Origin of the sequence: Streptomyces sp. NPDC088706, assembly GCF_044752765.1 — a bacterium.
Lineage (GTDB): Bacteria > Actinomycetota > Actinomycetes > Streptomycetales > Streptomycetaceae > Streptomyces.
The window spans coordinates 17,352-29,600 of sequence record NZ_JBIVLW010000027.1 but is presented as its reverse complement, the minus strand read 5'-3'; the positions used below and the strand labels follow the sequence as shown (position 1 = coordinate 29,600).

At 68.5% G+C, this 12,249-nt stretch carries 11 protein-coding genes and 2 pseudogenes; 7 read left to right on the top strand and 6 right to left on the bottom strand.

Going from position 1 to position 12,249, the window contains the following annotated elements:
* Positions 1-444 precede the first annotated feature (444 nt).
* The 3 genes from ACIQAK_RS32060 to ACIQAK_RS32050 all read left to right on the top strand — a co-directional run bounded on the left by ACIQAK_RS32060 (position 445) and on the right by ACIQAK_RS32050 (position 3,436).
* Positions 445-1,539, top strand: a complete 1,095-nt coding sequence (locus ACIQAK_RS32060) for an SGNH/GDSL hydrolase family protein (RefSeq protein WP_366392551.1) — start codon at positions 445-447, stop codon at positions 1,537-1,539.
* A gap of 635 nt (positions 1,540-2,174) precedes the next feature.
* A complete protein-coding gene (locus ACIQAK_RS32055; protein ID WP_366392552.1) occupies positions 2,175-3,299 on the top strand; it encodes a discoidin domain-containing protein in 1,125 nt (374 codons plus the stop codon).
* On the top strand, positions 3,296-3,436 hold the full coding sequence (locus tag ACIQAK_RS32050) for a hypothetical protein (RefSeq protein ID WP_366392553.1): 141 nt from the start codon (positions 3,296-3,298) through the stop codon (positions 3,434-3,436). The genes ACIQAK_RS32055 and ACIQAK_RS32050 overlap by 4 nt, the downstream gene beginning before the upstream one ends.
* Positions 3,437-3,586: 150 nt before the next feature.
* Here the strand turns inward: ACIQAK_RS32050 and ACIQAK_RS32045 are convergent, their stop codons facing one another.
* On the bottom strand, positions 3,587-4,675 hold the full coding sequence (locus ACIQAK_RS32045; RefSeq protein ID WP_366392554.1) for a mannosyltransferase family protein: 1,089 nt from the start codon (positions 4,673-4,675) through the stop codon (positions 3,587-3,589).
* A 378-nt stretch (positions 4,676-5,053) separates the two neighbouring features.
* Positions 5,054-5,938 carry an MHYT domain-containing protein gene (locus ACIQAK_RS32040; protein ID WP_366392555.1) on the bottom strand — a complete coding sequence of 295 codons (885 nt, stop codon included), beginning with the start codon at positions 5,936-5,938 and terminating at the stop codon, positions 5,054-5,056.
* A gap of 752 nt (positions 5,939-6,690) precedes the next feature.
* Here ACIQAK_RS32040 and ACIQAK_RS32035 point away from each other — a divergent pair.
* Complete coding sequence (locus tag ACIQAK_RS32035) at positions 6,691-7,098, top strand: hypothetical protein (protein WP_401849588.1); 408 nt, start codon at positions 6,691-6,693, stop codon at positions 7,096-7,098.
* Between the two features lie 470 nt (positions 7,099-7,568).
* On the opposite strand, the gene ACIQAK_RS32030 is transcribed toward ACIQAK_RS32035, so the two are convergent.
* Positions 7,569-8,423, bottom strand: coding sequence for an NmrA family NAD(P)-binding protein (locus tag ACIQAK_RS32030; protein ID WP_366392557.1), 855 nt, complete (start codon positions 8,421-8,423; stop codon positions 7,569-7,571).
* A 66-nt stretch (positions 8,424-8,489) separates the two neighbouring features.
* On the opposite strand from ACIQAK_RS32030, the gene ACIQAK_RS32025 reads away from it, so the two are divergent.
* Complete coding sequence (locus ACIQAK_RS32025) at positions 8,490-8,822, top strand: winged helix-turn-helix transcriptional regulator (RefSeq protein WP_401849586.1); 333 nt, start codon at positions 8,490-8,492, stop codon at positions 8,820-8,822.
* Positions 8,823-8,862: 40 nt separating this feature from the next.
* On the opposite strand, the gene ACIQAK_RS32020 is transcribed toward ACIQAK_RS32025, so the two are convergent.
* Complete coding sequence (locus ACIQAK_RS32020) at positions 8,863-9,357, bottom strand: VOC family protein (protein ID WP_366392559.1); 495 nt, start codon at positions 9,355-9,357, stop codon at positions 8,863-8,865.
* Between the two features lie 211 nt (positions 9,358-9,568).
* Between ACIQAK_RS32020 and ACIQAK_RS32015 the strand changes: the two are divergent.
* A pseudogene (locus tag ACIQAK_RS32015) lies at positions 9,569-9,802 on the top strand (IS110 family transposase); the annotation flags it as partial.
* Between the two features lie 252 nt (positions 9,803-10,054).
* Here ACIQAK_RS32015 and ACIQAK_RS32010 read toward each other — a convergent pair.
* Both ACIQAK_RS32010 and ACIQAK_RS32005 read right to left on the bottom strand, forming a co-directional pair.
* Positions 10,055-10,567, bottom strand: a pseudogene (locus tag ACIQAK_RS32010) (phosphatase PAP2 family protein); the annotation flags it as partial.
* Positions 10,568-10,746: 179 nt separating this feature from the next.
* Positions 10,747-11,553 (bottom strand): DUF3152 domain-containing protein, encoded by an 807-nt coding sequence (locus tag ACIQAK_RS32005; protein ID WP_366392560.1) that lies wholly within the window; start codon positions 11,551-11,553, stop codon positions 10,747-10,749.
* A 260-nt stretch (positions 11,554-11,813) separates the two neighbouring features.
* Here ACIQAK_RS32005 and ACIQAK_RS32000 point away from each other — a divergent pair, with 260 nt between their 5' ends.
* On the top strand, positions 11,814-12,056 hold the full coding sequence (locus tag ACIQAK_RS32000; protein WP_401372517.1) for an ATP-binding protein: 243 nt from the start codon (positions 11,814-11,816) through the stop codon (positions 12,054-12,056).
* The last annotated feature ends 193 nt before the right edge of the window (positions 12,057-12,249 follow it).

Genomic DNA, 12,249 nt, shown 5'->3' with positions numbered 1-12,249 from the left:
CGGACTGAACGCTCGCACAGTTTGCGACCATAGCTCCTGCGCGGACCGCAGAGAGCGGGGCGTTCACCCCGTACCACGCCGGCGAACGGCTCCAGGTCGGCTCATGCTCGCCATGCCCCCCCACACGCCTTGGTCGGCGCATCTCCCCCGTCCGGTCGCCGGCGCGCTGCCGGCGGAATGACCGGTGGCCGACGAATCGAGGCACGTACGCTCCTCGAGCCGGCCGGACCGTGAATCATCTCGGGCCGAATTACTTTCCTGAGCGCCGAGCAGACGCACACCAAACCTCCTTCTTCACAGAATGGTTCATATCTGATGGGAATTCTTCAGCAACGTTTCCGGTCGAGACGCGATCGATCGACGTCGGTTTCATCCTCCCCGTCCTCCAGCGGCGAGCATAGGGAGGTGCGGGAAACCTCGCGGTCGAGCCGCAGAAGCTCTTGGGTGGTTGTCGCGGCAACGGCGATAGCACTGAGCGCGCCGGGAGTGGCCGGTGCCGCGGCCCCGGTGGACAGCCAGGGGGCGACCTACTATGTATCGCTCGGTGACTCGCTGGCGACCGGCTACCAACCGGACGTCGCCGAAAAGTCGGGCATCGCTTACACCGACCGGCTCTTCAAGAAGCTCAAGCAGCGGGAGCCCGGGCTGCAGCACCTTCGTCTGGGCTGTTCCGGTGAGACCACCGGCTCACTGATCAGTGGCGGGAAGTGCGACTACCCGAACGCCAAGTCCCAGCTGGATTCGGCGCTGAAGGCCATGGCCGAGCACAAGGGGCGGATCAGCTATGTGACGGTCAACATCGGTGCCAACGACATCAACGGCTGCGTGGAAGCGACCGGTGCCCTCGACAAAGCGTGCCTGAACGGTGCGGTCCAGTCCATAGCGAAAAACTTCTCCCAGGTCATGGGCGCGCTGCGCAAGGCTGGTGGGGAAGACACCCGATACGCCGGCGCGACGTACTACAACCCGTTCCTGGCGGCATGGCTCCTCGGCGATGCCGGGCAGAAGACCGCCAAGGAATCGGCCGGCCTGATCAAGGCCGGAAACAACGTGATCTCTCAGGCCTATGCCGGAGCCGGCTTCGAAGTGGCGGACGTGGCCGGGGCTTTCTCCTCGGACGATTTCGGCAACCTCGTGGACCTGCCCGCCGCCGGCAAAGTACCCACGAACGTCGCCAAGATCTGCCAGCTGACCTGGCAGTGCACAGCGCGTGACCCTCATCCCAACGCAGACGGCCATGCCTTGATCGCGAGTGCTTTCGCAGCGGCCTTGCCCGAGAAGGTCACGCCTCCGCAGCCAGGCGATGACGGCGGCCCGAAGCCGGCTGTTCCGGTCAGTTCCTCCGCGCCCGCTGACACGGCAGAGCCGAAGGGCGACCAGGACATCGGTACGGACAATCCGAAGACGGACGAGAACCTGGCCGAGACCGGTTCGTCGAGCAGCACACTCGTCCTCACCGGCCTGGCGCTGGCGGCCTTGGTCGCAGGCGCCGCAACGGTTGTGGCTGTGCGCAGGCGCTCCGCCTCCCAGAAGGCCTGAGAGCGGGCCAGGGCACCTCTTCTGTGGCTCCGCAGTGATGCCCCCGGCCTCCGGACCCGGCATGACTCCCCCTCGTTGTTCACTACCGGGGTGTCACCGGGTCCGGGCGTCGGTACGGATGAAGCTGCGACGACGTGGCGGAGCTTGCGGCGAGGCCGACCCGGCGGCCCGCTCCGGGAGCGGGAGGGTCACGCAGGATGTGCGGGCAACCGCTCGCTGGGATTGAGTATTCGGCGTTTCCTCAGCTCCCGCGCGGAATGACGAGCCGGCCCCCCGGGGGCACCTGGCGGCGCCGACGGCCTGTGCCGGAAGGCGGAACGGAAGACGGTGGGCAGAACGGCCTTCGCCGATGTCCGCTCTCCTTGCGCTCCGTGCGTCTTGCGTCACTCTGGACAGCGCCGTGGGCGGGGGCGAAGCTCGTACGTCGACAACTCCGCGTTCGTTGTCGCAGGTTGGCGTCGACATCACGCCCGACTTCACTCCAGGAGGACAGCTTGCGGTCCGAACGCCTATCCGCCATGGCCCCACGATTACGCCGCTCCCACGTGCTCATCGGCTCCGCCTCGGCTCGCTGCTGGTCGGGATGACGCCGTTCCTCGGTCGCGAATCCGGTCGGCGCCCCAGACTCCGGCGGTGTGCCTGTGCCCTTCGAGCAGCGGACGGCGATGGCGGCACCGCACCATCCCGTCGTCCCGGCGAATGCCAAGGAACCGACGGCTCCGGTCCTCGACCGGGCCGGGTGGACGGCCACCGCGAGCGGTGAGGAGACCGCCGGCGAGAACGGCAGGGCCGCCAACGTTCTCGACGGCGACCCGCGCACCTTCTGGCACAGCAGGTGGAGCGGCGGCACACCCGCCCCCCTGCCGCACAGCATCACCATCGACATGCACCGCACCGCACCGGTCTCCGCCGTGGCCTACGAACCCCGGCCCGACCGGGCCAACGGTCGCGTCGGTGCCTACTCGGTGACCACCAGCCTCGACGGCTCCGTCTTCAGCGCGCTAACCGCCACGGGAACCTGGCGGGACGACGACACGGTCAAGACCGCCACCTTCACCCGTGCCACCGAAGCGCGCTACATACGTCTGACCGTGACCACCGTGGCAGGCGGGCGCGGTCCGTGGTCCTCCGCCTGCGAGATGCGCCTGAGCGGACCGGCCGACCCCGCCGTGCACGGCTCCTGGGGCAGGACCATCGGCTTCCCGCTGGTCCCGGCGGCCACCGCCGTTCTGCCGGGGGACAAGCTGCTGGCCTGGTCCGCGTACGCGGTCGACCGGTTCGGCGGCAGCAACGGCTACACCCAGACCGCGATACTGGACCTCAGGACGGGCAAGGTCACTCAGCGCCGCATCGACAACACCGGGCACGACATGTTCTGCCCCGGCATCGCGATGCTCGCGGACGGCCGAGTGCTGGTCACGGGTGGCAGCAACGCGGACAAGGCGAGCATCTACGACCCGGCCACCGACCGGTGGTCCGCCACCACGGACATGAACATCGCCCGCGGCTACCAGGCCATGACCCTGCTTTCCAGCGGTGACGCCTTCGTCCTGGGCGGGTCCTGGAGCGGAGGCCGAGGCGGCAAGGCCGGCGAGGTGTGGTCGCCGGACACCGGCACGTGGCGCAAGCTCCCCGGTGTGCCGGTCGATCCCGCGATGACGGACGACCCGGACACCCCCTACCGCGCCAAGCAAATGTGGTTGCACGCCGCTTCCGATGGCAAGGCAAGGTGCTGCAACTGGGCTCGAGCAAGCAGATGAACTGGATCTCGACCGGTGGCAACGGCAGCATCACCGATGCGGGCGACCGGGCCGACAGCGATGACGCGATGAACGGCAACGCCGTTGCCTACGACATCGGTAGTAGATCAGCTCACGGCCGTCGGCCAGACGCGTAACCGTCTTCTTCACCAAGGTCCTCTTCTTCAGCTGATCCCTCTCACACAAGCAAACATAAAAAATTACAAGTAAACACAATCGTCAATGATTCCGCTCCCGCGGGGGCCTTGACCCTGCCCCCTCGTGGGCCGTTCCGACGGCCGGAACGGTCACCCCGCCCAGTGCCCGGTGAAGAAGGCCAGCGCGAAGACCACGGACAGGGGACAGACCAAACACCCGTAGAGCGCGAGAAGGCGCGGCCTGCGCAAGGTCAGAGCCGCCAGACCGATCCACAGAGGCCACCAGGCCAGGGACGCGCGGGGAACCGACATGTACCAGTACGACGTACCCAGGGCCCACAGACCGAGTGCCATGTAGGTCGCCTCCGGCCAGCTGCGACGACGCACCAGGACCGCGAGCAGAAGGAGTCCTATGACCATCCCCACCAGTTCCGCCAGGAACATGAAGGCATAAGGGGCCGGGTATACGCCGTCGAAGGCGGCGTCCCAGGTGTTGGACCATGCCTCCCAGGGCAGGTGGAAACTGCGATGCCACCCTCGCTCCTGGGCATGCTGCCAGGCCATCAGGTCGCCGGTGTTCGCGTACAGGTGCCAGAAGTACAGAGCCACAGGAAGCGCCGACAAGGTCATCCAGAGCAGTACACGCCAGCTGTCGCGGGCCCGGCCGGAGCAGAGGTGGTGGACGACCAGTGCGGCAGCAAGGAAAAGACCGCTGATACGGACGACACTGGCGAGCGCGATCAGGACGGACGCCGTGGCCCACGCATGGCGCTGTGCAGCGAGCCACGCGGGCAGCGCCAGCGCCAGGAAGAGAGCCTCGGTGTAGCCGACGGCCAGGAAGACCGCGCACGGGGACGCCAGCAGGAGCACCACCGTACGCCGACTGGCCCCGGCCTCCTCGAGGTAACGCCGTGCGATGTGTGCCAGGGCGACAACCGCGATCGCACCGCTGACGAACGATATCGCCAATCCCGCGACCGTCCAGTCCGGGACCACCACGTGCACGGCGCGCAGCACCAGCGGAAAACCCGGGAAGAACGCCACTCGGTTGTCGTCGACTTCCGCGTCGGGAAAGTACCCCTCCCGCGCTATGCGGAGGTAGTGGTGCCAGTCCCATTGCTGGAAAGGCTGAAGGATCGCGGAAGCATTCTTCGTCTCCGGGTCCCTGGGGAACACCCATCGGGCGCAGTAGGCCAGGATCCACACCGAAACGCGACTCGCCAGGTACAGCCAGAGCACGTCACGGTCCTCGGGCCCGAAGCGCCCGAGGAGGGACCGGCAGGCCGACCGGGCTCGGGAACCGAGGGGCTCATCCGCTGAGAGAGGGGGCATGAAGACGCTCTGTCGGTCAGATCGGTACGACCGGCACTCGCTCTCCACCGGGGGCGGCCAAGTCGGTTCGATGGGGGATGGATTACGGGCCGCTGATGACGCCGGGAACGGCACGGGGCCTGAGAGTCCCGGGCGCTTCATGGGCCGCCGACGCGAACGCCGGTCCTCGGCAGGCCTTCCACGCTAGAGACCTCACCGCGCACAGACACCGGGGAAACGTCCTAATCATCAGATGCCAGAGCGGCGGGCAGGTCTGCGGCGAGGTCGGCAGCGTGACGATCGCGCTCACGGACTGCGCGCGCCGGACGTCGGCTGCCGGTGCGGATCCGAGCCGACGGAGAAGAGGTCCACTTCAAAGGACGCCAGCCCGTCATGACGCAGGGATGTGTCCCCGGAGCCGGGATGCGCTGTCGCGCGACGCCGGGAATCAGCGGTGCGGTCGGTGACGAGCACGGGGTCGAACATGACGACCACGGCGGCCAACGTGAGGAAGATGACAGGGCCGATCAGCATGGGCAGCAGCAGGGACAAGGGTGAGCGGCCGTCGAACCCGTACCCCGTCAGATGGTAGGAGTGGAAGCTGGCGGCGGCCATTCCCGTGTAATGCATGCCGGTGACGGCGCCGCCCATGACGAGACTTGCGGCGAGTGACGAACCGAAACCTCGGATGGAGACGGCCGCCCACAACGCCGCCGCGGCGGCGGCGATGGCGACCAGGACGGAAAGAGCGACCCCGGTGGCGCTGTACCTCACGTGGCCATCGAAGTTCATGGCCGCCATACCCATGTAGTGCATCGCGGCCACGCCGAGACCGGTGGTGGCCCCGGCCATGGCCAAGACACCGGGGGAGGACCCGTAGTAGCCCACGACGAACACGCCCACGCCGACCACCGCGACGGCCACGACCAAGCTCAGCACCGTAAGCCCCACGCCGTAGGCGATCGGGGCTCCCTCGATGGTGAAACCGGTCATGGCGATGAAGTGCATCGTCCAAATTCCACATCCGATGGAAGCCGCTCCCATCGCCAGCCAGCCAGGCTTCCGGCTCTGGTGGGGGCGCATGGTCCGCACCAGGCAGCGCAAACCGAGGGCCGACCCGAGACAGGCCATGAGATAGGCAGCCGCTGGCGTCACCGCCCCATAGCTGAATCCGTCGACTTCGCTGGGCATTCGTTCCTCTCCATACGCGCAGCGTGAGGTGAGTGTCAGATGCGCTGGTGGTCGGGACAAGCCATTCCCGTGGCATCGCGGCCGATGCGGGACGCATATGCCGCCGACACGGCCGTGGAGGGGGTGGCGCGCCGAGAGTATGTCGCTGTTCAGCGCAGTACCGGCAGGGAACCGGAGCTCTCGGGGCCGCCTCTGTGCACGTTTTCCGGCGGAACAGGCAATGGTCATCGCGGCTGAGTAATGCGAGCCCGCCCAGCAGCGGGATCTGGGGCCGCAGCCGACCGGCCCTCGGGGGGTCCTGCTGCCGGTCAGCCGGACAAGAGCCGCTGAGTACGACAACAGCGCCGTGTCCGCGGTCAGTTGCCGCGGCCCGTGCCAGCCGTCAGGATGCGCGAGGGCCGAAACGCGGGACGAGCGCCACACATGTGACCGTCCTACCGGCCGAGAAGAATGCGAGATGGCGTTGACACCGAACCGCACCGGTACGGCAGATCAGCAGAGCACACCGATATGGCTGCAAGGCCGGGACGCGGTCGTGGAAGCCGCCGAAACAGAACACTGGCGTGGGGGGGAAGAAACCTGATTACCACCTCTCCGCGACAGTAATGCCAGGCCAACGCACGGCACACCACGAAGCCGGCAGCCTGGAAGGCATCACCGAAACCCTTGTCCAGGTCTTCGAGATGGAGGTCTCACACAAGAAGGATCCGGCGACCTGGGTTTCCATGGCCACGGACCGATTCCGTACAAGGGTGAACGGCGGCCCCTGGGCGGGTGCCCAAGAACTCGCCACGCGGGGTAGCTACAACGTCCTCATCGGCGACAGCGTGTTCTACAGACCCGACGAGGAGAGTTTCGAGTCATCTCACAGCACCTTCTTGCGGTCCTTCTCCAAGGGCTTCTTCTGGGAAGTGCTGAAGGTGCTCTCCCCACCGCCGGTGCTGACCGTCAAGTGGCGGCACTGGGGTGTCTTCGACGGTACGTACAAGGGCTTCGCACCGACCGGTGCGCTAATCGAGATGTTCGGCATGAGTGTGGCGACGGTCGGCGACGACATGAAGCTGCTGGAAGTCGAGCACTTCTACGACCCCAACCACTTCCTCGGGCAGCTCACCGGCGGCTGTCCCGTCGCCCATGGCGACAACCACACGGAGGGTTAGCCGAGCCGCCTGTTTCGGACGGAATATCCATCGGCCGGGCAACGGCGGAGAAAACAAGATGAGTGGGCCGTCGCCTCGAAGGCGACGGCCCACTCATTTCAGCCGAAGAGTCCCGAAATAATGGGAGCGGCGATGATGGCGCCACCGGAAATTACGGCGGCAACGATCGTTGCGAGAACGGCCATGACGATCTCCTCCTCTTTGCGCCCTCGAATTGAAGGTCGTCGACGAAGAAAACGCTAACAGGCGCTTCACTTCGATTCAATGGAGAATTTCGAGGCATATGCGAAGAAAAAGAAAAGGATCGGTGACCCCGTGGTGACCGCTCTTTTTTCGCTTCCCTTTCGGGCAAATCAATCGCCTCCTGGAGTCGACCTGCCGAGGAGTTCGCCCGATCAGGCACCTGACGGGAAACAGTCTCCCGGCGGTCGGGCGCGCCTGCCTTCCCCTGGTCCTGCGCCGCCGGCCTTCTACCGGTCGACGTCAGCCAGCCAATGGCCCGTGGCCCTGGGGGACAGCCCGAGCAGCGTCTGGGCCGCCCGCTCGGGGGCGATGACATTGCCCGTGAGCGCGCCGAGCGCCTGGTAGAGGCCCGCGACGCCTGCCGCCGGGCCCTCACCGAACAGGGGTGCGAGCAAGGCGCCGAAGGCCGAGGGAGTGATCGCCTCGTAGGACACCTCGCGCCGGAGGTGAGCGCTGAACGCGTCGGCCAGGTCCGGGCCGGTGATCGCAGGAAGCTGTCCGACGGCGACCGTGCCGGTGACGTCGGGACGGTCGAACAGAGCGACAGCGACATCGGCGACATCAAGGTGCGAGGACCACGATACGGGGAAGTCGGCGCGCAGCGGGTAGCGCAGTACTCCCTCCTCGCGGACGGCTCCCATCAGTTGTGGCAGCAGGTTCTCCAGGAACAGCCGGGGCTGGATGACCGCGTAGGAGACATCACCCGCCTCCAACCCACCGATCAACGTCGAGACCGCGCTGCCGGCCGGTTCCTGAAGTGCGCCGCCTCCGGAGCCGCTGGTAGAGAAGATTACGCGCGAGGGTGAGGCCTCCCGGATCGCGGCGACGACGTTGTGCGCGTACTGGACGCGGTCCGCCTCCGCACCGAGGGGCAGATGGATGAACACACCCTCGGCGCTCTGGTAGGCGGCGGTCAGCCGCTCGGTGGATGAGTAGTCGGCGGTGGCCGTCCGCACGCCTTTCCCGGCGACGGAGGCACCCGCGCGGCGGGTGAGGGCCACCACCGGCTTGCCCGCGGCGGCGAGAGCGGAGACGACGGGAGCACCTTGGGCGCCGGTGGCACCATGGATCACGTAGTTCATGGAGCCATTAGTGCATATGCTGCATCAGTTACTTCAACTGCACTAATGGACTGGGTGGAAAGAAACGTGCCTACGACACCACTGCCCGAATGCGGCGTCGCCCGCTTCCTCGCACTGCTCGGCGGCCCGTGGGCCACCCTCATCGTGCGCGAGCTCCTGCACGGCCCGCTCCGCTTCACCGAACTCCGTGGCGCCTTGCCCGGGATCAGCCCGCACACCCTGACCAGCAGACTCCGGCAGTTCGAGGAGACCGGCATCGTCACTCGCACCGCTTACGCCGAGATCCCGCCGCGGGTCGAGTACCGGCTCACCCCCCTCGGCGAGGGACTACGCGAGGTGCTGGAGGCCATGGCCGCCTGGGGGGTGACGGTTCCCGAACCCGCCCGCGCCGCCCCGTGATGGGGAGCCGCCGCAGTGGGCGTCGGCAGCAGCCTTTGGCTCAGGCGCCTCGCAGAGCGGGGCGCCTGATGAACTCGATGACCTCGCCGTCGGGCCCGTGGACGAACGCGACCGTCAGCGTCATCGGGGCGACGCCCTTGGCATCGACCTGGGCAGGGGCCATCAACGGCCGGGCTCCGGCCTCGACGGCACGGTGGAACAGGGTGGCCGGATCCTCGGTCCGAAGGGCGAAGTGGACCAGCGTGGCAGACCGTGCCCGATCCTCGTCGCTGGGGCGGTCCCCCGCGTCCAGCGGCTGAGGGCTGCCCCCGGGCGGAGTGGACGCGGCGTCGAAGATCTCGATGATCCGATCATCCCCCGCGTCCAGAAAGACGCAGCGGTTCACACCGGCTTCCGGCGCGGCCCACTCGCTGAGGAACTGGAAACCCAGGGCGTCGGTGTAGAAGCGGACCGTGGCGTCGATGTCGTAGGCGCGCAACGCGATGTGGTCGAGCCCCGCGTTGAGGGGGGCATCGCCGGTGTGGGTGGGGGACATGTCGGTCCTACCTTCTTGCTTGTGGGTTGAGCTGGTCATTCGTAAGATCGGCGGGCCCAGGGGCTCTGGGTATGGCTGTCATGTTGACGCCGTTGGACGGCTCAGGAGACTTGGCCGCCTAGAGCTCCGCGACGACTCGACCTAAATGGGGAGACGCGACGCGATCGCTGTGTAGGACAACGTCGGCGAGGTCGTCTGCTGGGTTCATACACGACGAGCTGGCGGAGGTGGCCGTGCCCCCCGTCCTCGCGACTCCGGACGCGCCAGCGGCAACCTCCACCGCCCGCGCCGCTACCACCGCGGCCTGCTCCGCGCCTTCTACCTCTCCGCTGTCGTCAGCCTCCGCAGCTGCCCCGCCTCGAAGCGGTTCCACGAACGCAAGCGCGCCGAAGGCGAGGGACACAAGCAGCCGCTGCTGGCACTCGCCCGACGCCGCGCCAGCGTTTTTGGCCATGAGCCGCGACGGAGCCGAGAACGCCGTGTGCGCGCGGCGGGGGCGGTCGGCGAAGCGGTGGTGGGCGAGGAGTACGGCGGCGGCACAGGGCGCGGCGGCACTCGCGATCACCGGGTAGCCCGGACTCACCACCGATTCCGACGCCCACCACAGGGCGGCAACGGTCACCGCGAGGACGCAGAGGGACAGCGCCGGCAGGTTCCAGCGCTCCGGGGCGATGTCCTCTCCGGCGGGGACGAGCGCCGCCGCGAGGAAGGCCCAGAGAAGGGAGACCGCGGCGGCCATCAGGATGTCGGACGGGCGGTGCCAGGACGCCGTCTGCACGAAGTACGCCGTCAGAACCGCCACCGCGACCCCGGCCGACGCCGCGAGGTACCTGAAGGCCGCCGGGCAGACGACCAACGCGACGAGCGCCAGGGACGTGGCCATGGTCGCGTGTCCGCTGGGGGCGCTGTTCTCGGCCGACAGGCCGGCTGAGAGGTCGAGCAGGGGGCGGGGCAGCACGCTCTTGAGAACCACCGCCGTCGCGGCGGACCCGGCCAGCGTCACCAGGCCCCAGAGGGCCAGCCGCGTCTTTCCGCGCACCAGCGGGACCAGCAGCAGGAGGCCGCACCAGAGCGCGGCCTGACCGGTCGGCAGGATCACGACGGTCGGCGGCTCGGGGGCGGTCGCCCGGGACTCGGGCAGCGCCACGGGGGCGGAGCCCAGGGGAAGCGTGGGGACGGGGTCGTCCGGCCAGAGCAGAGCGTTCTCCATCTCCTGTCCGAACCGTGTCCAGACGGCGAGCGAGTAGACGACGGCGACGAACAGGGCCGCGAGAGCCGCCGCGACGAGCTCTCTCCTGCTCTTCGCCCTGGCTGAACGGATACCGGTGAGCATCTGGTCCTTCCTTTCCGGGAGACGGGTTCGGTGCGCGGCTGCCGTTTCGGGAAGGTTCACGGGACCCGGGGGCCGTCGATGAACGTGCCCGCTTTGTCGTGGACCCACGGGTTGGCCACGCATCCCTTGAGGCCCTTGATCTGCTGCATCATCGCGGGCGCGGGTTCTCCGGGCCCAGGGCAGCCGCGGTGTCCGTAGCCCAGTACGTGGCCGGCCTCGTGGTTGATGATCAGCGCCCGGTAGTCGTGCGGGCGGCCCTTGTACTGGTCGCTGAGTTCGACCCAGCGGCGGACGTTGACGATGAGGTCCGGGGCGTTGGCGCAGTTGAGTTCGCCGCCGGTGTCCAGGCCCCAGGCGCCGCACAACGCATCGGCGGTCTTCGGGGAGGCGATCTGGACCACCATGTCGTAGGGGGGTTCGGCGACGTGCTGGAAGGATGCGACTGCCCGGCGGGTCCAGCCCCGGTCGTCGCGCAGGACCCGGTCGATCTCGGCCGCCACGGCGGCGGGCTCCAGGCCGGTGCCGTCCTCCAGTTTCACGCCGTAGCGGATGAGCTTTCCGCCCTGCCCGGCCCGACCGCTCGCCGGTGTGGCCCAGATGAAGGTGCCCGGCCCCTTCTCCAGGTACGGGGCGCGGCCGGAGCCGCGGGCGGGGCTCTTGGACCGCGCGCCGTCGCCGCTCGCCTCGGGACGGGGGCGGGGGCGGGGCGGGGCCGAGGCGCTGGGCGAGGCCGTTGCCTGCTTCATCGCCCGGGGGGCCACCGCGTCGGCGGCCTGCGGCTGCGGCGTATGCAGGATGTCGGAGCCGTACACCACGGCCAGGCCGGCGCACAGGGTCACCGCGAGGTACAGGGCCAGGATCACGCGTCGGCGGTGGGGCCGGGCGTTCTCACGGTGCCGAGGGGCTCTGCGCGCCCGGTGCCCGTTCGGGGTTCGCCGTGCGTGGCGGGTCCTCCCCCGGGAGGGGGCCTGATGAGCGGACATGCGTGGTCCTGACTGGTGCGGGGCTGCGAGAAACACGGTCAGTACACGCGGAAGGGTGTGAAGCCCCGGTGAGCCCGGGGACTCACGCTGCCTTAACACCCCCTCCGAATGCTGGGGAGACCACAGCGGAAGGCGGAGATATGAGAGTGCTGGTGGTGGAGGACGAGGAGATGCTCGCGGGGGCGATCGCCGAAGGGCTGCGCGTTCCCGTCCTGTTCGAACCGTTCCGGCGGCTGACCGACCGGGTCGGGTCCACCCGCGGCAGCGGCCTGGGCCTGTCGATCGTCCGGGCCGTCGCACACACCCACCAGGGCGACGCCGTGGCCATGCCGCGTGCGGAGGGGGGACTGACCGTGACGGTGACCCTGCCCCGCGCGCCGTAGCGCGGGACAGGCGGCGGGCGCCCGCCGGGGGGCGTACTCCGCAGACCTGCCGGACCGCACCTGCGCCGGTCCCACCGGCTCCCGGGCGTCCTCCGGCGTCCGGGAGCACAGCGCCGCGTACGCGGTGACTGGGCCAGACCCGTCATCCCATAGGCGGCGGCCGATGGCCGGCACGGAGCGGGCGCCAGCGATG